This is a genomic window from Marinicellulosiphila megalodicopiae (assembly GCF_045862395.1).
Lineage (GTDB): Bacteria > Pseudomonadota > Gammaproteobacteria > Pseudomonadales > Natronospirillaceae > Marinicellulosiphila > Marinicellulosiphila megalodicopiae.
Window position 1 is genome coordinate 2,685,907 of record NZ_AP023087.1, and the last position, 24,087, is coordinate 2,709,993.

General features: G+C 36.5%; 17 protein-coding genes and 3 tRNA genes. 11 read left to right on the top strand and 9 right to left on the bottom strand.

Annotated features, from left to right (window positions below):
• Nucleotides 1–149: 149 nt before the first annotated feature.
• Nucleotides 150–737 (bottom strand): Fe-S biogenesis protein NfuA, encoded by a 588-nt coding sequence (nfuA, locus tag TYM08_RS11555; protein WP_422379302.1) that lies wholly within the window; start codon nucleotides 735–737, stop codon nucleotides 150–152.
• Between the two features lie 223 nt (nucleotides 738–960).
• Between nfuA and TYM08_RS11560 the strand changes: the two genes are divergently transcribed.
• Nucleotides 961–4,419 (top strand): endo-1,4-beta-xylanase, encoded by a 3,459-nt coding sequence (locus TYM08_RS11560; RefSeq protein WP_422379303.1) that lies wholly within the window; start codon nucleotides 961–963, stop codon nucleotides 4,417–4,419.
• A gap of 70 nt (nucleotides 4,420–4,489) precedes the next feature.
• Here the strand turns inward: TYM08_RS11560 and cysB are convergent, their stop codons facing one another.
• The gene (gene cysB, locus TYM08_RS11565) at nucleotides 4,490–5,464 is read right to left on the bottom strand and encodes an HTH-type transcriptional regulator CysB (protein WP_422379304.1); all 975 of its coding nucleotides are present in this window, start codon (nucleotides 5,462–5,464) and stop codon (nucleotides 4,490–4,492) included.
• Nucleotides 5,465–5,652: 188 nt separating this feature from the next.
• On the opposite strand from cysB, the gene TYM08_RS11570 reads away from it, so the two are divergent.
• From TYM08_RS11570 to TYM08_RS11580, 3 genes are all read left to right on the top strand, one after another.
• Nucleotides 5,653–6,453, top strand: coding sequence for a sulfite exporter TauE/SafE family protein (locus TYM08_RS11570; protein WP_422379305.1), 801 nt, complete (start codon nucleotides 5,653–5,655; stop codon nucleotides 6,451–6,453).
• A gap of 64 nt (nucleotides 6,454–6,517) precedes the next feature.
• Entirely contained in the window at nucleotides 6,518–9,358 is a 2,841-nt protein-coding gene (locus tag TYM08_RS11575; RefSeq protein WP_422379306.1) for a PD-(D/E)XK nuclease family protein, read from the top strand.
• Nucleotides 9,355–12,792 carry a UvrD-helicase domain-containing protein gene (locus tag TYM08_RS11580; protein ID WP_422379307.1) on the top strand — a complete coding sequence of 1,146 codons (3,438 nt, stop codon included), beginning with the start codon at nucleotides 9,355–9,357 and terminating at the stop codon, nucleotides 12,790–12,792. Before TYM08_RS11575 ends, TYM08_RS11580 begins: the two co-directional genes overlap by 4 nt.
• Nucleotides 12,793–12,966: 174 nt before the next feature.
• Here the strand turns inward: TYM08_RS11580 and TYM08_RS11585 are convergent, their stop codons facing one another.
• On the bottom strand, nucleotides 12,967–13,512 hold the full coding sequence (locus TYM08_RS11585) for a hypothetical protein (RefSeq protein ID WP_422379308.1): 546 nt from the start codon (nucleotides 13,510–13,512) through the stop codon (nucleotides 12,967–12,969).
• Nucleotides 13,513–13,711: 199 nt separating this feature from the next.
• Here TYM08_RS11585 and TYM08_RS11590 point away from each other — a divergent pair.
• The 4 genes from TYM08_RS11590 to TYM08_RS11605 all read left to right on the top strand — a co-directional run bounded on the left by TYM08_RS11590 (nucleotide 13,712) and on the right by TYM08_RS11605 (nucleotide 14,843).
• Nucleotides 13,712–13,787, top strand: a tRNA-Asn gene (locus TYM08_RS11590).
• A gap of 24 nt (nucleotides 13,788–13,811) precedes the next feature.
• Nucleotides 13,812–13,888, top strand: a tRNA-Pro gene (locus tag TYM08_RS11595).
• 42 nt (nucleotides 13,889–13,930) lie between these two features.
• A tRNA-Asn gene (locus tag TYM08_RS11600) sits at nucleotides 13,931–14,006 on the top strand.
• 57 nt (nucleotides 14,007–14,063) lie between these two features.
• A complete protein-coding gene (locus tag TYM08_RS11605; RefSeq protein ID WP_422379309.1) occupies nucleotides 14,064–14,843 on the top strand; it encodes a tRNA-uridine aminocarboxypropyltransferase in 780 nt (259 codons plus the stop codon).
• On the opposite strand, the gene ndk is transcribed toward TYM08_RS11605, so the two are convergent.
• Entirely contained in the window at nucleotides 14,829–15,239 is a 411-nt protein-coding gene (gene ndk / locus TYM08_RS11610; protein WP_422379310.1) for a nucleoside-diphosphate kinase, read from the bottom strand. The genes TYM08_RS11605 and ndk overlap by 15 nt on opposite strands.
• Before the next feature lie 266 nt (nucleotides 15,240–15,505).
• On the opposite strand from ndk, the gene TYM08_RS11615 reads away from it, so the two are divergent.
• Entirely contained in the window at nucleotides 15,506–16,138 is a 633-nt protein-coding gene (locus TYM08_RS11615) for a hypothetical protein (RefSeq protein ID WP_422379311.1), read from the top strand.
• Between the two features lie 226 nt (nucleotides 16,139–16,364).
• Here TYM08_RS11615 and TYM08_RS11620 read toward each other — a convergent pair whose 3' ends face one another.
• The 4 genes from TYM08_RS11620 to TYM08_RS11635 all read right to left on the bottom strand — a co-directional run bounded on the left by TYM08_RS11620 (nucleotide 16,365) and on the right by TYM08_RS11635 (nucleotide 21,319).
• Complete coding sequence (locus TYM08_RS11620; protein ID WP_422379312.1) at nucleotides 16,365–17,153, bottom strand: carbohydrate ABC transporter permease; 789 nt, start codon at nucleotides 17,151–17,153, stop codon at nucleotides 16,365–16,367.
• Nucleotides 17,150–18,085 (bottom strand): carbohydrate ABC transporter permease, encoded by a 936-nt coding sequence (locus TYM08_RS11625; RefSeq protein ID WP_422379313.1) that lies wholly within the window; start codon nucleotides 18,083–18,085, stop codon nucleotides 17,150–17,152. The genes TYM08_RS11620 and TYM08_RS11625 overlap by 4 nt, the downstream gene beginning before the upstream one ends.
• Nucleotides 18,086–18,150: 65 nt before the next feature.
• Nucleotides 18,151–20,247, bottom strand: a complete 2,097-nt coding sequence (locus TYM08_RS11630) for a glycoside hydrolase family 3 protein (protein ID WP_422379314.1) — start codon at nucleotides 20,245–20,247, stop codon at nucleotides 18,151–18,153.
• Nucleotides 20,248–20,326: 79 nt separating this feature from the next.
• On the bottom strand, nucleotides 20,327–21,319 hold the full coding sequence (locus TYM08_RS11635) for a cytochrome-c peroxidase (RefSeq protein WP_422379315.1): 993 nt from the start codon (nucleotides 21,317–21,319) through the stop codon (nucleotides 20,327–20,329).
• 176 nt (nucleotides 21,320–21,495) lie between these two features.
• Here TYM08_RS11635 and TYM08_RS11640 point away from each other — a divergent pair, with 176 nt between their 5' ends.
• Both TYM08_RS11640 and TYM08_RS11645 read left to right on the top strand, forming a co-directional pair.
• Nucleotides 21,496–21,879, top strand: a complete 384-nt coding sequence (locus TYM08_RS11640) for a winged helix-turn-helix transcriptional regulator (RefSeq protein ID WP_422379316.1) — start codon at nucleotides 21,496–21,498, stop codon at nucleotides 21,877–21,879.
• A gap of 27 nt (nucleotides 21,880–21,906) precedes the next feature.
• Nucleotides 21,907–23,109, top strand: coding sequence for a methyl-accepting chemotaxis protein (locus TYM08_RS11645; protein ID WP_422379317.1), 1,203 nt, complete (start codon nucleotides 21,907–21,909; stop codon nucleotides 23,107–23,109).
• 28 nt (nucleotides 23,110–23,137) lie between these two features.
• Here the strand turns inward: TYM08_RS11645 and TYM08_RS11650 are convergent, their stop codons facing one another.
• Entirely contained in the window at nucleotides 23,138–23,998 is an 861-nt protein-coding gene (locus TYM08_RS11650; RefSeq protein ID WP_422379318.1) for a DMT family transporter, read from the bottom strand.
• Nucleotides 23,999–24,087 lie beyond the last annotated feature (89 nt).

Genomic DNA, 24,087 nt, shown 5'->3' on the forward strand with positions numbered 1-24,087 from the left:
CATTCAACGATGAAAAATAAAACTCCTGAATAGTGGTTAACAATAAAAATACACAACCCTATTTGATCTATTTTTTTACAATTTCGCTTATTGTCTTTGTAGTTTGAAAAAAAAGAGGCTTTCGCCTCTTTTTTTAATTCACCTAATCATTACATATAAGCATTTTCAGTATCCGTATGATCGGTAACATCTCTTACACCTTTAAGTGCAGGCACATGCTCAAGCAAGGTTTTTTCAACCCCTTCTTTTAAGGTTAGATCAACAGATGAACAGCCCTGACAGCCTCCACCAAATTTTAAAACCGCAACCATATCTTCTGTAATTTCTTCTAGTGTGACATCGCCACCATGAGAAGCCAAACCTGGATTGATTTGTGTGTGCAACAAATATTGAATTTGTTGTTCAATTGGGCTGTCTGCTGACACTTTTGGCATTTTAGCATTTGGCGCTTTGATGGTTAATTGACCACCTAAATTTGCTGTTTGATAATCTACCTGTGCTTCGTCCAAATAAGGCATGCTCATTTTTTCAAGGTAGACTTTAAATTTTTCTAATTGAATGATTTCATCATCGGCTTTTTCTTCACCTGGCTTGCTGTACGACAAACAAGTCTCTGCGTATTTAGTACCAGGTTGCGTCACAAATAATCGAATTGAAACACCTTTAACGTCGTGGTTATCTAATAATCCAGCCAAATAATCTTGTGCGGGTTGGGTAATATCGATCTTGATATCCATTTTTGCCTCTTTAATAACAACATAAACTAACTAATTATGGGTAGTTTAACTGTTATAGCCCTATAAACGAACCGATATTTTACATCCATTGGTAATGAGAAACGAACCTCAGTTACATTATTAATACAAAACTAGTTAACACAATGTCACATACTCACTATTAAACAAAGAAAGTAACATATAAAATGTAAATGATTACATTTAAAATAAATTGAGAGTAACTATGATTAAACCTTTCCAAATAGCCATGAGCGCTATAACACTGATTGCGCTTAGCTCATGCATCGAGCCACTTGGTGATTCACCCAAAAATAACGCGCCTAGCGCAACACCTAACCAAGTCAATAATACGGTTTTTTCAAACTCGCAAGATCCTGAAAATGACGCGTTACAATATAAATGGACACTTATTGAGAACAATTTAAATCTAGGTTCAACTGAAAATTTAGATATTAGTCAATGGGTGGACGTAATAGATGGCCCTAAATATGTGTCACTGATGATTGATGATGGCAGCAATTCAGTCACATTCCCTGTTTTTTTGGTGGATTTTGGCTCAAATCAAACCAATGACAACCCTCCTACTGCAAGGTTTACTTCATCTTCGTTGTCAGGCCAAATTCCATTTACAGTCGATTTTGATGCAAGTAATTCAAGTGATGATAATGAAATTAAAAGTTATACATGGTTCATTAACAACCAAACCATTAATAACCAAACCAGTGAACAAAAACAAATCAGTTATGAATTTACCGAAGCAGGCAATTTTGATATTAAATTAATTGTTACAGATTCTGCGAACCAAAGCGCTGAATTTGCTCAAACTATTTCTGCTACACAAGCAGTCATCGATCAACCGATTGATGTTGAATTTACATTAAGCAAAACACAAATAGATATTACAGATACACTGACATTAACTGTCGACAATCCTAATTCAAATATTAGCTATGAATGGGACATTGGCGGCATCAAAAAATCTGGCCCATCTATTACTCATAGTTTTAGTGAAATCGGGCAATACGATATTACCTTGAGCGCTACTGACGCCAACAATCCGAATCAAAGCAATTCAAAAACCATTTCGGTATCTGTAATAAATAACCAGCCAGAGCCAGAAATTTCTATTGTGTCGAATTCTGGCTTAACCATTAATTTAGCCATCAATTTTGATAGCTCCCCTATTTCATATCAATGGACAGTGGACAATAAAACATTTAACAACAATACATTGGAATACACATTTGCCACTTCTGGCGCATACACAGTTAAGCTAAGTGCAAACTACGGCGATGGATTTATTGAACACGACAGCATCAATGTGATGGTTAGTGCGCCTGCTCTACCAATATGCACTGTTACTATTAACAATGATCCTTATTGTAAAGCCGATGCTTCTACAGATGATAATGGTGATGGCTGGGGCTGGGAAAATGAGTTGAGCTGCATTTATGTAGGTGGCGCTGCGGACCCTGCCCCTGGAAGCTGTGAATTAGAAGATTTAAATCCAGGTCAAGGGACATCAGCAGATCGTATTATGTACATGGGTGAGCCGTTGTATCTATCAGGGTTTAACATTGCATGGTTCGATTTTGCCAGTGACGTTGGAAATGGTGTAGATACTAATCAATTAAACCAAGCGATTACAGATTTAAAACAAGCCGGTGGCAACACATTACGCTGGTGGATTCATACTGACGGGTATTTAACTCCTAGCTGGAACAATGGCTTAGTGTCAGGCCCAGGAACCAACTTTATTCGTGATATGAAAACAGCGTTAGATATCGCTCAACAACAAGGGGTGTATATTGTGCCGTCGTTATGGTCCTTTGATATGCTTAACGATAACGAATTTAGAAACCCGCCGGTTGCTGACAACTACAAGTTATTAACGCAAAACAACGTATTACAGTCTTATATCGATAATGCTATTACGCCAATGGTGACCCAGTTAAATGACCATCCAGCTCTAGTAGCATGGGAAATTTTTAACGAGCCAGAAAACATGACAGAAAGCTGGTTTGCTGAACGTACGACAGTCAATACAGCTCAAGCAAACGCGTTAACTTTAGAAGACATTCAAAGAGTGACTGCAAAATTAGCCGCTGCCATCCATCAAACTGCCATTGATAATGGACAAACGGCATTAGTCACTACTGGTTCAAAGTCAATGGGCAAATACAACTCTGACGTTGCTGGTGGGACAAACTTGTATTCTGATGAGCGTTTAATGGCTTTGAACAATAACAACCCTTTATCTATATTAGACTTTTACCAACCTCACTATTACAACAATGAAGGTAAACAAGGTGACTGGTCAGTCTTCCACCATGATGCGTCCTATTGGAATGTCGATAAGCCGATTGTAGTGGGTGAGTTTTATGTGAATGACGGGTTAAAAAACAGCAATGATGCGCCATTAAAATCACAATATGCCGACTTAACCACTGAACAAATGTGCCAAGCATTAGTGAATGGCGGTTATGCTGGTGGTTGGGCATGGCAATGGAACGAATATGCCGCACAAATCAAATCGTGTTTAAACCCTATCACAATTGACTTAGGTAAAGGCAGTGATGAGATTAGCGCCATTGATAGCAATCGTGGCGATGATTATGCAGGTATTGGTAATGGCTTATCATCTTTAGCACCCTTTCCAATTGGGTTGGCCATTCCAGATGGAACCGGTACAAGTGGCGTGAGTATTTTAACTAACACCACTCGTCAAAATATTCTTAAAGCGGATTTTTCACAAATCACTGTCGAAAACAAAATGAAAATGAGCTACGTTGAAAACAGTTTCACTGAAGCAGATGCGATAGTAGATTGGGCGATCAACAATGATATTGGTGTACATGGACATGCATTAGTATGGCACCACACATCACAATTACCCTCTTGGGCAATCAATCCTGGTAATGATTTTAAAACAAAATTCAAAGAGCAAATCACACGAACAGCGACCCACTTTAAAGGCAAAGTGTATAGCTGGGATGTTGTAAATGAAGCGTTATTTGATCCAAATGATGGCAGTGGCCACACAAATAACAACGGATTTAGAAACTCGGTATATTTTAATCAATACAATGGTTCAAGCTACATCGACGAAGCATTTCGAACAGCAAGAGAAGCTGATCCAACGGCGATTTTGTATTACAACGATTTTAATACTGAAGAAAACAGCGACAAAACCACGGCATTAGTTAATTTAGTACAAGGGTTATTGGATAATGACGTACCAATTGATGGAGTAGGTTTTCAAATGCATGTCGTTAATAGCTGGCCACCCATTAGCAATATTCGCTCTGCCATGCAAAAAATTGTCGATATAGATCCAAATTTGATGGTAAAAATTACTGAATTAGATGTACGAATCAACAACGTTTATGATGAAAATGAAAACAATGACTTTATAAACAGAAATGACTGCAACGTATCATGCACAGGCTTAACTGCACAAAAGGCAAGATATAAAGAAATCATTGAAGCGTATTTAGATGTTGTGCCAGAACACCGCCGTGGAGGGATTACCGTTTGGGGCGTTGCGGATTTAGATAGCTGGTTATATGAAAACAATGGAGATAGAAAACTTCCAGATTGGCCATTAATGTTTAATGATAACTTCGAGAAAAAACCAGCATTTTTTGGTGTTCAAGAAGCCATTCAAACCATAAACAACTAAAAAATAAAACCAGCAACTAAATTACAGACATAAAAAAAGCCTCAAATGAGGCTTTTTTTATGAATTGAAGTTAAAAGGTAGGTAAAGCTATATCTTTAAACAATTCATCAAGCTCTTGTTTACTAGCAATACTCATCGCTTTATTGACTGTCGCTTTATCTAAATGCGGTGCAAACGATTCGATAAATTTATACATAAATCCACGAATGAACGTGCCTTTACGGATACCAATACTTGTAATGCTTGCTTTAAATAAATGACTGGCATCAATTGCAACCAAATCACTGTCTGCAACTGGGTCATGTGCCATATGCGCTACAATCCCAACACCCAAACCTAATCTAACGTAGGTTTTAATCACATCGGCATCAGCTGCGGTAAATACTACTTTAGGTGTTAATCCTTTTGAGAAAAACGCATCGTCTAAAGTAGAACGCCCCGTAAATCCAAATACATAGGTAACCAGTGGAAATTCTGCGACATCCTCTAGCGTTATATTTGATTTTTGTGCAAGTGGGTGGGTTTTAGGTACGATGATCGATCGATTCCAGCGATACGTCGGCATCATCACTAAATCGTTAAACAATTCCATGCCTTCGGTGGCAATAGCGATATCTACTGTGCCGTCCGCTGCCATTTCGGCAATTTGCACAGGCGTGCCTTGATGCATATGTAATGACACGTCTGGGTAATCTTTAATAAAGTGATCAATAATAGGCGGTAATGCATAACGCGCTTGAGTGTGCGTGGTGGCAATAGTTAATGAGCCACGCTTGTCATCACTAAATTCTTGTGAAACCTGTTTGATTGATTCCACTTTACGTAATACTTCGCCTGCGATTTTTAATACAGCTTCACCAGCTGGAGTGATGCGAGTTAAATGTTTGCCACTGCGTGCAAATATTTCCACCCCCAACTCATCTTCCAATAAACGAATCTGTTTACTGATGCCAGGTTGCGATGTATATAAGACTTGCGCTGTCGCTGAAACGTTTAAATCATGATGAGCGACTTCCCATATGTATTTAAGTTGTTGCAGTTTCATTTATGTTTCCCTTAATTGAATCGATTTCCAAACCACAAAACAGGCTATAAGCACCGTTAAATAAGAGATCTCGACCGTTAGTCATGTTATTGTTATAAAAATAGAAGAAAATATTCCTTCAAAGAATAAAGAGAAATCATTAAATTTACCACCTTTTTGTAACCCCCCTAACCTTTTGAGTAGTATCTGTGTTTATAATCGAATTTTTAATAGCAAATTTAGACTTTATTTTAGCCGGAGCCGGTGTCGGTTTAGTAGTAGGCATCACAGGTGTAGGCGGTGGCGCGTTAATGACTCCGATCTTAATTTTATTTGGTATTCCCCACAAAATCGCAATTGGTACCGACCTAATTTATGCTGCCATCACCAAAGGTTCGGGCATGGTATCCCATGCGCGCCAAGGCCATGTAAAATGGAGCGTGGTAGCAAAACTTTCCGCAGGTTCTATCCCTGGTGCTTTATTAACCTTTATCTTTTTAAAACGTTTTGAAGATGTCGATTACACTCACATACTTACCCAAGCTCTTGGCATCATGCTTGTGATTACTGCATTGGTGTTATTTTTTCGCCCTCACCTTAAACAATTATCTGTTAAACAAAAATTGTCTCCCCGCGCTCAATTAATACTTACCGTGGCACTTGGATTATTTGTTGGATCCTTTGTGACATTATCTTCAGTGGGTGCAGGTGCATTAGGCACTGCCATTTTAATGGTGTTATTTCCTATTTTGTTACCCAAAGAAGTGGTCGGTACTGATATTGCCCACGCAGTGCCATTAACATTTATAGCTGGCATGTTTCATTATTCACTAGGTAATGTTGATTGGTATTTATTAATTTCATTAATTATCGGCTCCATTCCAATGGTTATGCTTGGCGCTAAATTATCAACACGCATTCCATCAAAAATCATGCATCCATTTCTTGCTAGTTTATTAATGATTTTAGGTGTCATTTACGCATTGGACATTGATTTACATAACCTGTAACAACTTGATATAACCTTGATATAAAAACGGGCATCAGTTAATCTTTTTGATTTTATTGATGCCCATGACTTCACCTAATATTCAACAAGATTTATTTGGCAACGACATTTCTGATTCAACCACTTCTGATACTACGCCAGACACCCCCAACACTGTCGCAGACTCAAAAAAAACCAACGATTTAAGGCTTTTATTAACGCCCAACAACCGACTGGCAAGAGCATTCGCTCAAGATCACAGTGCCTTTAATGAAGAATCTGATTACAGCAACAATGTACGCGTCTCTAAAAAAATCTACTCCCTTGGCAATTACGAAAAATTGTTATGGGATCAACTTTTAAGACAGTCCTCTTTTTTACCTGCTTGTAAACGGGTTTTAAATACAAGCCAAATAGAAAGTATCTGGCAAGAAATCATTGGTGAATTATCCCCTGAAATTTTAAACATCAACCAAAGCGCCAAACTTTGCGCCAAAGCCTTTGATTTAGAATCTCAGTTTTGTGTGCCCGATGAAGCTGATTTATATAGCGACGAAGAAAAATACACGATCTATTTAAAATTTAGGACTCTATTTATTGAGCGTTTAAATAGCTTAAACGCAATATGCCCGTGTCAAAAAATGCCGTTATTACTCCAAGCATTTAAAGAAGCACATTTACCGATTCCTACTCAAGTATTTACTTACGATTTAGAGCAAGCCCCTACTATTTGGAATCAGCTGTTTGAGTTTTTTAAAAGCAAAAAAACGACATTTACAAAAATTGAGTTAAAACAACAAACACCTGTCCAACAATCCATTGTTGCTTGCGAAGATTTAGATCATGAAGTAACGTCCATGGTACAAGACGCTTATGAATATATGTGTCATCAACCTGATAAAACCGTTGCATTGATTGTGCACGATTTAGCCAATTTAAAAACCAAGATTGAACACTGTATTAAAACGGTATTTGAGCCTAGTTTGTTAGTGGCAAGCAATGAGCAAGATTTAAGCATTGATGATTTTAACATCACCGCATCCAGCACATTATCTCAAGCGCCAATTGTGCAATCGGCATTAAATGCATTGAGTTTAAATGTCGTTGAAATTGATTTTCAAAATATCAGCCAGTTTTTATTGAGTCCATTTTTTCAAGTTGAAGACACTGACGAAAATGAAGACGAGCCAAAAATTGATTCTCTGCATTTACAAGCATTATGCGAAGCGCGTTTACGTGAAGAAAACACTGCACAGCTGACACACAAACAATGGTTATTCTTTTTAAAGCGTTTTGCGCATCTAAATGATTTAAGTGAACGTTTCGAATTGTTTTTCTCACTTAACCGAAGCAACGCTCAACTGCCATCAAAGTGGACGCAACACTTTAACAAACAATTAACCGCGCTAAATTGGCCCGGTGCGCGTGTATTAACGTCATTAGAACACCAACAAGCTAAACATTGGCCGCAGTGTATTGACGAATTAGCGCAGTTTGATGATTTATTAGGCGACATTAAAATTGGACAGGCATTAAGCTTATTAAACCAAATTGTTAACAACCGACAATTTCACGCTCAAACGCCTTATTCGCACTTACAAGTTATGGGTACTTTAGAAGCAAAAGGCTTAACCTTTGATAAAGCATGGATTATTCAAATGGACCAAAGCGCATGGCCAAGTTTTGCAAGTGCGCACCCATTTTTACCTCAAGCATTACAACAAAAATATCAATTACCCCACTGTTCTATGGAACGTGAATTGTCCTACACCCAAGAATTAACCGATGCGCTAGCAGGCATAGCAAATGACGTGACATTCAGTTTTAGTAAAACTAAAGACGGACAGCCTGTTTTACCTAGTCAGTTATTACCAGACTGGAAAATAATCGACATTGATAAAACCAACAATCAATTGAATGATTTAATTCTAAACAGTGACAAACAGATAGACACCCAAACATGGAATCAAACTTCAAGTTTTAAACCCGAACAAACCACCGCGCTTCCCGGCTCAACTTATTACATCAAAACGTTTAATCAATGTCCGCTTAAAGCATTCATGCAATACCGTGGCAAAGTAAAAGCATTGGCCACTGCAAATACGGGCATTCAAGCGTTTGAGCGCGGTAATATCATTCATAATTGTTTAGAAAAAATATACCGCATTGTTACGAATCAAATTTCTTTAAAAAGTTATAACGATCAAAAATTACTAGAATTGATCACACCCAAACTTGAAGAATGTTTAAGTGAATTTAACCGCACAAAACTTGCGCCATTGTCTGACACCATTATTGGTTTAGAGCAAGAATATTTATCCAGCTTAATTCTGTTATTTTTACAAGCCGAACAACAACGCGGTGAGTTTACGGTGTTAGGTATAGAGGCAAGACGCACATTAGAGTTTGGTAACATTCAACTTAAAATGAGCGTTGACAGAATTGATAAATTAAAAGATGGCTCGCTATATTTTTGGGATTATAAATCCGGTAAAACCGATATTAAACAATGGTTCAGTGATCCGATCAAAGATCCGCAGTTACCTATTTATGCTTTAAGTGAAAAAAACAAAGATTCTGTGAGTGGCATTGGATTTGCCAAAATCACCCCGACTGAATTATTAAACAACCAAGTTTACCAAGGTGTACAAAAAGACAATTTAATTGAAATTGCACCGGGCCTCTCTAGTGTTGAAGAATTAAAAAATGACAAAAAAGCCAAGTGGATGGAAAAAGAATCGTTTTCAGAATGCCTTGAATATTGGCAACAAAATATTGAACACAGCATTCAATTAATATCAGACGGTGATCATCCAAGTAAACCCTGTGATTTATGTACCTATTGCGAGTACCAAAGTTTGTGTAAAGAATACTTAAGTGATGAAACCATTCTTGATGACGAAATTGAAACGGGAGCCTCATTATGAGCACTCAATTTATTGCACCCGATCAACCCGCTCGTGACAAAAGCTTAGACTGCACGACATCCATTTTATGTGAAGCCCCTGCTGGTTCTGGTAAAACCGAATTATTAACCCAACGTTATTTAAAACTATTGAGCATGGTCAAACGCCCCGAAGAAATATGGGCAATTACGTTTACCAGAAAAGCCGTAGCAGAAATGCGTGAACGTGTGTTAAGCGCTCTACACAGCGCTAAATTTGATAAGCCAATTGAGCCACACAAACAACTGAGCTGGGAGCTAGCCAAAAAAGCATTAGAGAATAATGAGTTATTTAATTGGCAGCTAGAGAAAAACCCAAACCGTTTAACGATTGTGACCTTTGATAGTTTAAATTCAATTCTTACTCAAAATCTTCCGTTTGCCTCTGGTTTTGGGGCGAACATTTCACGTGACGACGATTCTCGTGAATTATATTCACTGGCATCCAAACAACTGATTGCACAACTACAAAGTGCGACACCCGATGATTGGACAGCGCACTTAATTACGATTTTAAAACATTTAGACAATCATTATTTAAAACTTGAAACGTTGTTATGCGATTTTTTAAACACCCGAGAGCAATGGTTGGGTAAATTACCCATCATGCACGAAAGTATCAACTTTGATACTTACCAAAGCTATTTTGAGGACAGCTTTAATCGTGTAATTGATTCACAATTATTTCAATTACAAAATTCAGTATCCAGTGATATTTGGCAAGAATTATATGAAACCGCTTGCCTAGGTGTATTTAATCTAAAACAAACAGCGGGGTCAGGTGACTCTATTACTGATATTAATAATCAATATCCGTTTTCATTCCCGTTTAAATACGATCAAATTGATACGTTTAAATTAATTTTAGATTTTACACTAACTAAATCATTAACGTTACGAAAATCCTTAACGGTTAAAAATGGATTCGCCGCAGGCAAAGAAAACAAACCCGTTAAAGACAAAGCGGTTTCACTGTTAAAGTCTTTAATTGAATTTCCTGAATTTATTGATCAACTGGGTCAAATCAGCACGATTCCCGATCAAACTTATTCAGAATCACAAAACAACATCATTCAAGCCATGTTGCACTTACTGCCTATTTTATACGCACAGCTTTTAGTGGTATTTAAACAAAAAGGCAAAGTAGATCATCAAGAAGTCAGTATAAAAGCAAGACAGGCACTTGGGTTTGACGACGCACCGACACAATTAGCTCAATCGTTAGACTATCAATTATCACATTTATTAATTGATGAATTTCAAGACACCTCATCTTCACAGGTCAATTTAATTCAACAACTCACTCAAAACTGGGATGCGGCGTCTGGTAAAACGGTTTTTTGTGTCGGTGACGCCATGCAGTCTATTTATGGATTTCGTGGTGCCAATGTGAGTTTATTTTTGCATACTGCGCAACACGGCATTGGCGAAATAAAATTAGAAAAAGTCAGCCTAACGGCTAATTTTCGTTCTCAAGCAAATTTAGTGAATTGGTTTAACGACAGTTTTAGCAATATTTTTCCAGCCAAAAATAACATTGAAAAAGCCGCAGTAAAATACTCTTTAGCCGACAGCACTCGTCCTGCTATTGAGGCTTTAAATACAAACACTTATTTAATGAACAGTAATAATGAGAACTTTGATGCCGCGCAATTAGAGGCTTGCCATGTTACTGCTGATATTTTAGAAAAACAATTACTGGATCCTGACGCCACCTTTGCAATATTAGTGAGATCAAAACGCCACTTAATTACATTGATCCAAATGTTTAAACAACACAACATGGCGTTTCAAGCATTGGACTTGGTTCAATTAAATAACCTTCCTATTATTAACGATGCGCTGCACTTAACATTAAGTTTATTGCACTTGGGAAATCGATTAAATTGGACGGGGTTATTACAATCGCCATTATTAGGTTTGTCTTTTGAAGAAATAGAAGCCATTCAAAATCAAAACTGCCCGACGATCTTATCAGGATTAAAGTCGTGGTTATTGGTTGAACCCAATGCAAAAGTCCAACGATTTGTAGACAGCATTGAACATAGTTTACAACAAATGATGCGCCTGCCTTTAAGTCAATGGTTAGAACAAACTTGGTATCAATTAGGCGGCGCGCATTTACAAAACACTCAAAACCAAGAAGCGTTTGATGCGTATTTGAATTTATTAAACTCATTAGAATACAATCAAGTTCAATCAAAACCAGAAATATTAAATAATGCAGTAAATGCGTTATTTGCTAATTCAAGCAAACCCGCCAACATACAATTGATGACTATCCACAAATCTAAAGGTTTGCAATTTGATCATGTGTATTTGATTCAATTACAAAAATCGGGAATGCGCGATGGCAAACAATTATTATTATGGGAAGAACGGTTTGTTGGCAACCAAAGCCAATTACTACTTGCTCCCATTGAAAGCTCTAGCGACCCAAAATCTGCCTCTAGCCAGTACAAATATATTGAAAACATCAAAAAACAAAAATCCGAATTTGAGCTGTCTCGATTATTATATGTAGCCGCCACTCGCGCTGTGCAATCGTTATCACTTTATGGACAATCACAATTTGATGATGAAAAAGAAGTATGGTCGACGCCAAGATCGGGTACGTTCTTTAATTTATTATGGGACACTGTTAAACATGATTGCATTGAAATTGATGAACATCATAAAAGTTTAGGACTGCTAAAAAGTAAAAAAGCAAAACCTGAAACACAATTTGAATTAACCGATGTTCAAGCAGTAGTCCCTAAAACTCAAGTTGTACTAGTGGATGACTGGGAAAGTATTCAAATCACTCAGAAACAGCCATTATTAAGCTTCAGACAAGATATTTCTTCACTTAAAGAAATAGACAATCACAAATATAACTGGCCTGAATTAACCAGCAATCCATTTGCAAGCAGTGTGGGCACATTTTTACATAGTTGTTTAGAGCAAATGATTATTGAGGGTGTCTTAAAGTATCAATCAAAAGATTGGGAACAACGCCTGCCCTTTTATAACATCCAGCTTTCAAATTTAGGATTATCTAATCAACAAATTCAGCGTGCAATAAGCATCTGCAAACCGTTGATTAATAATTTATTAAACAGCAAACACATTCATTGGATTGATCAACAACCCATTAAACATTGCGAATACCCGATCAGCCATCATTCTAATAATGGCCAAGTGCGTGATTATATTTTGGATGTATTTGTGGTGGATGATCAAAACCAAGCTTGGGTGATCGATTATAAATCTAGCAAGATGCAAGAGGATCAAAGTGAAGCTGAATTTATTGAGGCTCAGAAATTGAGTTATCAATCTCAATTGGATAATTATCAGTTTTTAGTGAATAAATTGGGGTATAGCAAAGTGAAAAAGGTTTTGTATTTGATTCAGTATGATCAGTGGATTTTGCTTTAATTAATATAATTTGTATTTTAACGTCCCTTTAAGGTGGCATCCTTGCCACCTTTTAAACTCAAGCGCCCCCTAAAACCCGCATCGACACATACATAATCACCATACAACCCAAAACCACATAGCCAAAACTACGCGCTTGGGCGCAGCGTTTGCATTTTTTCTTAGTATTTGTGGTCATGATGCTAACTTCAATGTTTTGCGTGGATTGTATCGATCACTCAATGTGTCAAAGAATGTCTCTTTTAATCGAGAGATGTCTTTTTTGGCTTCTTCTATTTGTAACAGCTCGTTACTTGAAAAGGTTTCTTTTTCCGAATTCACTAATCGGCGAATGGACACTATTTTGGCGCCATAAGATCGAAGCGCTCTTTCTAGTTTTTTCTCACCTAATAATAACAATGTGCTTTCAGCGTCTGTTAATTGCACAAACGCCTCAACGAGCTCACGAGTCATTTTACTTAACTCGTCTCGTCTTGCCTTAGGCCAAGATTTGCCGTAGCGGGTAAATTCAATCACTAGGGCAATGTATTGCTGGTAAATGTAATGCACATTGCCGACTTTACGCGCCACGTACTCCAGCTGTTCTCGCTTAGCATTCAGCTCTGTCAGGCCAATATCGAAGGTTTTGTCCTTTTTCTTGGTGATGATTAGGTATAAAGCGCCACTTAATAGCACACCCACTAATATTTTCACTAACGAATCGATTACATCAAAGGTCATTTTGTTTCTCCGCTTTTTGACAAATTATTTGTATTTAGTGTCAACAATCCAATTTCTGTGCCTAACTTTGATTAAATTGGTTTTTTTTCACCAAGAATGGTTTTATTTTGAGCATTTTAAAAAAAGTTGATAAAAAACAACAAATTACGCTTGACTCGAGGCCGTCTCATCCCTATTATTCGCCGCGTTGACAAGATAATCCTCGATAGCTCAGTTGGTAGAGCAGTAGACTGTTAATCTATTGGTCGCTGGTTCGAGTCCAGCTCGAGGAGCCATTTTGTTTACGACTTTAATTAGTCCGGAATATAGCGCAGCCTGGTAGCGCATCTGGTTTGGGACCAGAGGGTCGTAGGTTCGAATCCTACTATTCCGACCAATTCACCAAAATTGGTTAAGCTTATTAAAGATTTTAAGATGTTCCTCGATAGCTCAGTTGGTAGAGCAGTAGACTGTTAATCTATTGGTCGCTGGTTCGAGTCCAGCTCGAGGAGCCATTTTAAATACTCCCTTCTTTGCTCAAATCCTTTTAAATTCCTTGCACCAAATAATTTATGTCGAAATTTCACGATCTTTATTTATATCGAAAATCCCTATGCACTCGCCCGTTTAAAGCTCGCGGAATAAAAACAATTCGGTGCCCTATTTGTCAAATTGCTGAACATCATTGTATCTGTGATTTAAAACAAGTAGACACAAGCCCCATTTCGTTTTGCTTACTATTACATGACATTGAAATATTAAAGCCATCCAATACTGGCCGCTTGATTGCCGATATATTTGAAGACACTCACGTTTTTTTATATTCTCGCACCAACCCTGATGCAAAATTTTTAGCCCTGCTTGAAAATTCAAAATACCAACCATTTATAGTATTTCCAAAAGATTATGCAATGGACAATCAAATAGTATACGAACCTAATATAGAACAACCACTACAAATGGATTCAACAAAAACTCCATTGTTGATTTTATTAGATGGCACATGGCGAGAAGCAGCAAGAATGTATCGTAAAACACCGAAACTACATAGTTTACCAATGATATCGATTGCACCTGATATTTTAAATGAAACGTTAATTGATTATAACAATTCAAATTATATTTTAAGACAATCAGAAAAGCCTGGACATTTAGCTACAGCAGAAGTTGCTGCAAAGGTAATTAATGCCTTAGGACACAAACAAAGTGCTCAACATTTACAGCATTGGTTTGAAGTATTTTGTTATCGATATCGTTTAACTAAACGCTCTATTATCAAACATGAAGATTTACCAGTTATTGAATACAAAACATTTTTAAAAAATAAAAAATCGCAATCACTTAAAAAATAGAGCCAATTCTCGTTTCGCGGATTCTTTTGAATCTGAACCATGCACTGCGTTTTGAGTGAGATCCGTTTTATCTCCAAATTTTTCTCGAATACTCCCTTCTTTAGCATCGCATGGGTTAGTCGCGCCCATTAATTCTCGATACCTAGCAATTGCATTTTCCCCCTCAAGCTTTAACACAACAATTTCACCTGAAAGCATAAAATTCAATAACTCGTCAAAAAATGACTTACCAATATGCTCTTGATAAAACATTTTTGCTTGCACGTTATCCAATTGCAACATTCTCATTTGGGAAATACGCAAATTATTTTGTTCCAACATCGAAATAATTTCACCTACATGCTTTTGTTTGACGGCATTAGGTTTGATAATACTCAAAGTCTTTTCGATAGCCATTTTATACCCCTTGGTTTTATTATTAATCACATAATGCACCCATCATTTTTTAATTTCCACATCACTTTTGGGGTATTTGCCCCCTATTGAATGACATATTGTTAAATATCAAGGACTTATGTAATCAGGGTGATTTTATTTATTTACAAAAAATAGCAATAATTTTACGAATGGCACTTATTTTGACGGAAAATTGTACAGTTTAAGCATTTAACCTATAATTCACATTCTTAGAATTTAAACACACTTAACCACAAGGAATTCACATGAGACCGTTTCTTAAAGTCTTAGGCATTATAGCTGTATCACTAATGTCATTACCCACTTTTGCTGACAATTTTCGACCTACTCTCCAAATTAATTATGGTAAATATATCTCGTATGGCACCATCAATTATGAACACAATCCAACAGGCGATTTAGTTTCTGAAGAGTTTATTCTGGAAGGGCAATCACTGGACATAAAATATGTATACTCTGCATGGACAGCTATATCAGCGGAATATCATCAATTTGAAGATTGCCGTATTGAAAATGCAAAAACAAAACTTGGCTGCCATTTTGACAGCAAAGTAGAAGGAGCTAGCTTGGAATTTTTAACGGGGGTTAATTTAGACGGTCAAGGTCTATTTTTCTATTCTGGAATCGGGATTGCAATGGAAATGATAGACGGGGTTAGCTCACAAGACGACATTTACACGCCATTTGGAGTGGGTCTAAATGTTGGTAAATTTGTAATAGAACTTTCTACAGAAATTAGAAGCTTTGTTGATAATGGTTATGATGCACATACTTATGGCGTATTCTCTGAACTAGATTCGGATTATACATTATTAGGTGAACCTGGATCATTTGCTAAAACGCAACCAATCACAGCATCAGTTGGCGTCCGCTTTTAATAATTTTCATTCAAGTGATCAAGGATGATCACTCTTTAGGAAACTAATTATTTTAACTAACACTTAGCCACTTTTCTTACCTTCCAAACATCCTTCCCCTTCAACTATTTTACAATCAAGTTTCAGTTTATTAGAGTAACTAATTTTTAATCATGAATTAGGATTAACTTACCCCTAAACACAATCCAACACAAATTTACGATCACTTTTTCTCGATCCATCCACCTTAAAAAGCACTGTCCACAAAGCGTATGATATATTTTGAACCTAACAAAAGAATCAGTAATGGGAAAAAACTTGAAATTGCATAAGTGATCGGAGGCAAATCAGATCCACGACTGATTACAGAAATGGGTTGGACCGCATCATTTTCTAAGGTAAAAAAAGCCAAGTCAAATTGATTCCACATAAATGCAAATTGAATCACAAGTACCACTATTAAGGCAGGCATTAATAATGGTACAACTAATTTCCAAAATATTATCCACTCTGAAGCACCTTCAATTCGACCTGCTTCAATGGTATCTAATCTGATAGTGGTGGATATGTATTGTTTGATAATAAACACACACAAAGCAGGTATAGTAAATGGCACCCATAGCGATTCTTCTAACCCGATTAAACCCAATTGATCCAATACCAAATAAAAAGGGATAATTTTTAGCCCTTCCGGCATCAGAAGCATTAGAATCAATAATACTAAAATAATATTACGTGCTTTAAATTGATACATCACCAGTCCATAAGCTACCGTTGTACAGAAAAATGCACTTATAAACGCACACAATATCGAGATTCGAAAACTCATCCAAAAATTTTCAAAAAACGGACGAATCGACATTAGCTGTAGATACGCATATTGAAGTGAATAATTATTACCATTTATTGATTCTAAATAGTTTTGCATTTTAAACGATGCTTTTAAAATTTCGAACATTGGCAGCATCATAAAATACGCTAAAATCAAAATTACAAACGTGCAGATACAGCGTGAAATCATATATTTTGAATTCATGTCAAATCCACCTTTTTAATAATTATTTTTTTAAAATTCTTTGATTTTAGCATTCTTAATATTACAAAAATTACTAATGCAATACTTACTAATGCTGATATAAACGCCCAACTTAAAGAAGCTGCAGGGCCAAACTCTCTATCACCCAATAACTTCATCATTAAACTAAAATAAGTGACACCTATATCTCTCTCATTATGATGATTTTTAAGATAAACCGACACTTCACTTGATTGAACAAAAAAGATAAATGATAAAATAACCATTGCTATAATCATTGAGCGAATCGCGGGTATTTCAATTTTAAAAAAGACCAACAAACTACTTGCGCCTTCCAAATAGGCAGCGTCTTTTATATCATTTGAAACGGTTCTTAAGACCATTGTATAAACTAATGTAAAAAATCCTATGTATTTTACACCCAATACAAACACTACAAATAATGCAGGGTAACGATTATTTAATAACTGCCAAAACCAAGGTACTGTATCACCTTGCATATGACTTTCGATCCATCCTCGAATTTGCCAAAACCCATTAATATAGGAATCAGACAAACTGGTTTCACTTAATATAAATGGAGCAAACAACATAACTAAGAGTAAACCTTGAATCCAAGTAAAACTATTTAAAATTAATTTACTTAAACCTAAAGCTAAACTGTGTACTAAAAATACCGACAACAATGCAACCAATGTGGTATTGATTAGCGCATCTTTAATTAATGGATGAGTCAAAGCAATTGTATAGTTATGCAACGGATCAAATACCATATTTTCAACTGACAAAGCACTGCCTGTTAACCAGTCATGCATGGAAATATATAGTGACACTAATAATGGATAAAAATTTAAAACAAAAAATATCACTAAAAAAGGTGATACAAACAAGAATGGTGCGAAACGATGATGCACAGCGTTATTAATATTCATACTAATTTATTTATTCCTATTGATTATTAAAGGTGATCATCAATATTGAAAATCAATGTTGAAAATCAATGTTGACACTCAACTGAACTTTCCGGTAAGTCTTGCCAAGTTTTGGGGGATTCATAAGTCAAACCGTACCCATAAGCAAATAATGGAGCATAATTTTTTTGACCGATATTATTTTCAAATTGACAGGGTGTCGCAGGCCAAGAAAAAGACAATTTTCCAAAAAAATCTTGATTTATAGCTCCCAGTTCATTACGAAATAAAACATCGGTAATGCCTGATACTTCTGTACCTGGAAACCAAGCTGCCACAACAGCATCGCTTTGATTTAAAATATTATTCATATACAAAGGGCGACCACCTAAATACATCACGACTAAAGGTTTGTCTGTTTTAGCTAATGTTTCAAATAAGTTATATTCATCAGGGTATAACTTCGCAAAATCTAATGTGGCAACGTCTCCACTTATTCCCGCATAAATAGGCTCTTTTAAAACTAGAAAAATCACATCAAACTCAGAGTATTTTTCAATATCCATTTTGCTTAACAGTTTTGAATTTTTATAAGTGATATTGCCTACCACTTTTTTAAATTGTTTTTCCAAGGTAATACCCGCTGGATATTTTGAATTCCCGCCAGCATCTTTAAATCCCATTGAATAACCTCCAGTGGCACTTTTAATATCCCTAACAGAATCCCCTACCAATAAAATTTTTGCCTGCTGATTTAATGGCAATATATTTTGATCATTTTTTAATAACACTAAGGATTTTGCAACAGCTTCTCTGGCTATCAAGCGAAAGGCTTGATTATCTAAAAATTGCTCATTTCCTGAAAACGCTCGTAAACTTGGCATAGGCGCATCAAACAATCCACTGCGAATTTTCACTCGTAGTATTCGTGTCACAGCATCATCAATGCGTGTCATTTTGATGGATCCATTTTCAACTTGTTTGATCGTATTTTCGATAAATAATTTATAGTAATCTTCACGATCAATTTTTCCTATCGATGCCACCATGGGAATTAAAAACACATCGATTCCGGCATTAATTGCCTGTCCACAACGCCCCTCCCAACAACCTAATACATAACTTGCACCTTGCCAATCTGTTGTCACGATGCCATCAAACTTAAATTTTTCTTTTAAAATATTTTGAATTAAAAATTTCGATCCATGATTTTTTTTACCGTTAATACTATTTAATCCTACACCGATTACTTGAGCTCCATTTTTAATTGCGGCCATATAACTTTGGGCATGCAAAGTAATTAAATGATCTTGAGAAAGCAGCGCATTACCTCTATCGATGCCGTCAGTGTCCCCAGCTGCAAGAAAATGCTTAACACCGGCAATAGCTGTGTTTTGTTCAGTTGTTTGATTAAGTCCTTTAATCATCGCTGAGGTTAATTCCATTGATATTTCAGGATGTTCTGAAAATCCTTCATACACTCTGCCCCAACGATCATCACGAACCACAGTAGCTGAAGAAACCATGGCCACATTATGACCCGATGCTAATACTTGCTTGGCTGTTGCCTGTCCAATTTTTTCAACCAGCTTTGCATCATTTGCCATTCCAAGATTAATATTATGCGGAAAAATAACCGATCCATACACATTTGAGCTGCCATGTATTGCATCTATAAACCAGAGTGGTGGTATAGGATTTTCTTTTTTAAATTGCATATCCACTTCACCGGTTTGATAATAATACTCAAGCCCTTTGGCAGTAAGTTGTGTAGCAACCCAATACTCATCTAATAATGCCAACCAATCTGTCAACTGTGCTTTACTTCCTCGACCTGGTTGTTCACCAATGCCAATGGTCAAATTTCCTATGTGATATTGATTTACCTCTTCTGTAGACTCTGTTTTTACATCAATTTGTATCATTTGACCTATTTTTTCTTCTAAGGTCATTTTCCCCAAAATAGTTTGAATTCTTTTCTCTAATGTATCATCTTGTTTATAAGCAGGCTGCATTTCTGGCCACTGAGAAAAATATCGGTAATCCACTCCGGGCTCACCTTTTGGCTCAGCCCAGAATGTTTTTTCTATCGTATCGTTAGTTTGAGATGATGAGAATAAAATGTAACCAATTGCGAATACACCAACAATTAACACACCTATTTTTTGTGCAACTTGTGACATAAAAAAACACACCTAGAGTTAAAAAAATAAATGCGCGTAATATATAACAATTACACGCTTATTTCATGAAAATATATAATCATTTAGCACTGTGAACGGGTTCTGGGATTTGAATTACCAGTGGATCCGTTAAGGTGCCTAAAAAGGCAAGTAATGCACTTACTTCTTGCTCTGTAAGATCCATTTTTGAAATTTGTGCAGACTTGTTTTCATCAAAATCTCCACCACGCATATAAAAACGTATGACTTCTTCCAAGGTGCCTATTGACCCATCATGCATATACGGAGCGGTTAATGCCACATTTCGTAACCCAGGTGGTTTAAATTTACCCAATGCATTACCTTCATCTTGTGTAGCGAATGGTTGTCTACCAACATCTTTCACACCCATTCCAATATTATCAAATCTTACGTGACTTAAATCTGCGCCATCATGACAAGAAAAACAGTTTGCCTTTCCGTTATATAATTGCCAACCTTGCTTAGCCAAACTAGAAATTGCGTTGGCATCTCCTGCAATAAATCGATCAAAAGGTGAATTGGGTGTAATTAAACTGCGCTCAAAAGCGGAAATCGCTTTAGCAACATTTTCAATAGTTAGTGCGCCATAATGCTCATTAAATGCCTCTTTATAAAAAGAAAAAGAATTCAATCGAAGCATCATTTCATCTAAAGGTAGATTCATTTCTAATGGATTAATAATTGGCATTAACGCCTGCTGCTCCAGAGTGGCTGCCCTTCCATCCCAAAACAATGTTTTAGCAAATCCAATATTATATAAATGAGGGGTGTGTCGAATCAAAGGTTCGCCATTATCCCCTAAAGAAAATTGCCTTGCATCTCCAAAACCCAAGTTTGGATTATGGCAAGTTGCACAGGACATTTTGCCACTTTTTGACAATAACGGCTCAAAAAACAACTGTTTACCTAATTGAATCTGCTGCTCAGTGGGCGCGCCCCCCTCTGGATAAGGCATGATCTGCGCAGTGGGTGTGACAATTTTGGCTGCAAGCCCATTAAGCGAAACTAACAGTAACAGTAAAAAACCGCATAATATTTTCATTCTAAACATAACTACCTTCTAAAAAAATAAAGAATACTCTTTACAAAAAGCCTAATTAATGAATATTAACCCATCTGCTTGAATGATACATAATTTAACAAAACTGGAGTTTTCACAAGTACCATCTAAACTGATTAATTGAGGATTTATTCAAAATTGAGCGTTTTAATTATACAGGGCACACAATGCAAATCGACACACACCAGCAAAACCAATCGAAATTCATTGGCTTGTGCAGCTTAATTGTACAAGAGAAATGGAATATGCAAATTCTTTCTCAATTAATTGATCAGCCTAAGCGCTATTGTGAGATCGAACAAGGCATCAATCAAAATAAAAACATTGCTCATATCAGCCCTAAAATCCTTTCTAGACGCTTAAAACAACTGTGTTTATCTGAACATATCAGCAAACAACGTTTTTGTACGGTTCCACCATCGGTTCAATATAACTTAACTGATAAAGGCGAAATTTATATACCTGTATTACAAGCGATGATACAGGTTGGAAAAATCATACCCGAGCCTGAATTTATTGAAGATGAATTCGATTTAGGCCTTGATCATTAACATTAACTTTTTTGCGAATTTTTAATTATGTCTACTATTATTTACTGCGTTTTATGCATATTGTTTGGGTTCATTATTGCCTGGATTGCATCAAAACGATTCACGCAAAAAAACACCAATAATCCTTCAACGATCACATCACAATTAGATCAGGAGCGACTCAAGCAAAAAGACAACTCTTTAAAACATTTATTAAATTTGATTATAACGTCCGCCCAAAGCTACACCAAGCAAGGCACCACATCAATTAACACCATCTCTGAAAATTGCAGTGATAGCGCAAATAATGTTGCCAATGACTTGAATGTTATTTCGACGATTCTGGCAAAACAACAGGAGCAAGTCAGCACAATACACTCAATGACTGACAGCACTCAGTCCTCTGTGAGCTCAGGCAATCAAAATATTGAACAGGTGCAAACGGCACTAGAGGCCTTTACCCAAACCCAATTCACTCTAACAACCATTGACACTCAATTAAGCCAAATTCATGAGCAATCACTTGAGATTGAAAAAATTGGCAAAGAAGCAGAAATGCTTGCTCTTAATGCAGCAATTGAATCAGCACGCGCCGGTGAGTATGGGAGAGGATTTGCTGTGGTTGCGGATAATATGAAAATATTAGCCAAAAATTCTCAGTCAACATCTTTGGAAATTTCACATACGCTACAAAACAACAGAGACAACATTAGCAATATTGTTAAACAATTAGAAAAAGAGTCAAACATTTTAAACACACAACTCAAAGACTTGTTTTCTATTTTCTCTACGATTAACACCAATATTCTAGAAATACGCAATCGGGTTGGGGATTTTGAACACGAAACACAACAAGGCAACCTCATTGCACAAAAATTGAGCCAAACCACCTCCACTTCAATGGAGTCTATTATCGAACAGCTGGCCAATCTTGCAGGTCAGATCAGTGGGCATAGTGTTACAAATTTAACTCCTACAGAAGTCAAATCTGACTTAAGTCGTTTTGATGAAATTATTGATGTCAGAAGAGAAGATGAATTTAATGGAGATTTGGGTCACATTCAAAATGCAAAACTCATTACTTTGCAAACCGATTTAAAAGATGCCATAAAACATTTCGATAAAAGTAAAAAATACCTATTTGTATGCCGAAGTGGCGGTCGCTCTGCCAAAGGAGCTCAATTAGCACTGTCTTATGGTATTGAAAATGTATTTAATATGACTGGCGGCATGCTTGAGTGGGGAAAGTAACTATTCATTAATAGGGCATTAACTCTACTTAATTAGTTTTTCGTATCACGCTTAAACTTTCAAATATTGATGCGCCAATAATAAAAACGCCACCAACCATCGTCTGCCAATTGGGTGCTTCACTCAAAATAAAAAAAGCGAACAACGTGCCATAAACAGGCTGTAAACAGGATATCAAACTCGATGTTTTCGCTGACAATGTCTTCATAGAAGCAAGTAATAAAGTATGAGGCAGTGCTGTGCAAAATAATGCTAAAGCAATCAATAAATACCAATCTTGGCGGCTGATTTCAAACACATCTTGCGCACTAAAGGGCAATAACATAATCGCTACAATCACCAATTGCCACATCATAGATTGATCACTGGGTAGATCGCTGAGTTTCTTTTTGAAATAAATATTACGTAAAGACCAAACAAAAGCAGATAACACTCCCCAAAATACCCCCTGGGTTACTTGATTAGAAAGATCAAATTCAGGAATCATTAAAGCTATGCCGCAAAATACAATTAATGCCGCAATCAAATCTTTTTTATGAAATGCCGTTTTATTAATGATGGGTTCAAAAAGTACCGTCATGACTGGAAAGGTAAACAATGACAACATACCAACCGCTACGCCTGCTATTTGCATTGCATGAAAATACGTCACCCAATGAAAACAGGTGGCTGCGCCAAAACATAGAAGCCAAGTCCATTGTGACAGGCTCATTTTTTGAGTTTTTTTGAATATTTTAATAAATAGAAATAATACAATCCCGGCAAATAAGGCTCGCCACGCTATCAATTGATAAGCTGGCAGTTGAATACTTCTAGCAAAAACGCCCGTACCAGCAACCGTTAACGCTGAAATATGGATATACCAAAGCCCTACAGGAGGTTTGTTCATGATTTTTTCGATTTAATAGGAAGTGAAATTGTTTAGAAAATAGGAATAAAATGAATGTGATTAATCAGAAAATCAAAAAACAGATTTAA

Excerpts from the sequence above, each read along its gene's own strand:
- nfuA (WP_422379302.1), bottom strand. The coding sequence starts at position 737 with ATGGATATCAAGATCGATATTACCCAACCCGCACAAGATTATTTGGCT.
- TYM08_RS11560 (WP_422379303.1), top strand. The coding sequence starts at position 961 with ATGATTAAACCTTTCCAAATAGCCATGAGCGCTATAACACTGATTGCG.
- cysB (WP_422379304.1), bottom strand. The coding sequence starts at position 5,464 with ATGAAACTGCAACAACTTAAATACATATGGGAAGTCGCTCATCATGAT.
- TYM08_RS11575 (WP_422379306.1), top strand. The coding sequence starts at position 6,518 with ATGACTTCACCTAATATTCAACAAGATTTATTTGGCAACGACATTTCT.
- TYM08_RS11580 (WP_422379307.1), top strand. The coding sequence starts at position 9,355 with ATGAGCACTCAATTTATTGCACCCGATCAACCCGCTCGTGACAAAAGC.
- TYM08_RS11585 (WP_422379308.1), bottom strand. The coding sequence starts at position 13,512 with ATGACCTTTGATGTAATCGATTCGTTAGTGAAAATATTAGTGGGTGTG.
- TYM08_RS11605 (WP_422379309.1), top strand. The coding sequence starts at position 14,064 with ATGTCGAAATTTCACGATCTTTATTTATATCGAAAATCCCTATGCACT.
- ndk (WP_422379310.1), bottom strand. The coding sequence starts at position 15,239 with ATGGCTATCGAAAAGACTTTGAGTATTATCAAACCTAATGCCGTCAAA.
- TYM08_RS11615 (WP_422379311.1), top strand. The coding sequence starts at position 15,506 with ATGAGACCGTTTCTTAAAGTCTTAGGCATTATAGCTGTATCACTAATG.
- TYM08_RS11620 (WP_422379312.1), bottom strand. The coding sequence starts at position 17,153 with ATGAATTCAAAATATATGATTTCACGCTGTATCTGCACGTTTGTAATT.
- TYM08_RS11625 (WP_422379313.1), bottom strand. The coding sequence starts at position 18,085 with ATGAATATTAATAACGCTGTGCATCATCGTTTCGCACCATTCTTGTTT.
- TYM08_RS11630 (WP_422379314.1), bottom strand. The coding sequence starts at position 20,247 with ATGTCACAAGTTGCACAAAAAATAGGTGTGTTAATTGTTGGTGTATTC.
- TYM08_RS11635 (WP_422379315.1), bottom strand. The coding sequence starts at position 21,319 with ATGTTTAGAATGAAAATATTATGCGGTTTTTTACTGTTACTGTTAGTT.
- TYM08_RS11640 (WP_422379316.1), top strand. The coding sequence starts at position 21,496 with ATGCAAATCGACACACACCAGCAAAACCAATCGAAATTCATTGGCTTG.
- TYM08_RS11645 (WP_422379317.1), top strand. The coding sequence starts at position 21,907 with ATGTCTACTATTATTTACTGCGTTTTATGCATATTGTTTGGGTTCATT.
- TYM08_RS11650 (WP_422379318.1), bottom strand. The coding sequence starts at position 23,998 with ATGAACAAACCTCCTGTAGGGCTTTGGTATATCCATATTTCAGCGTTA.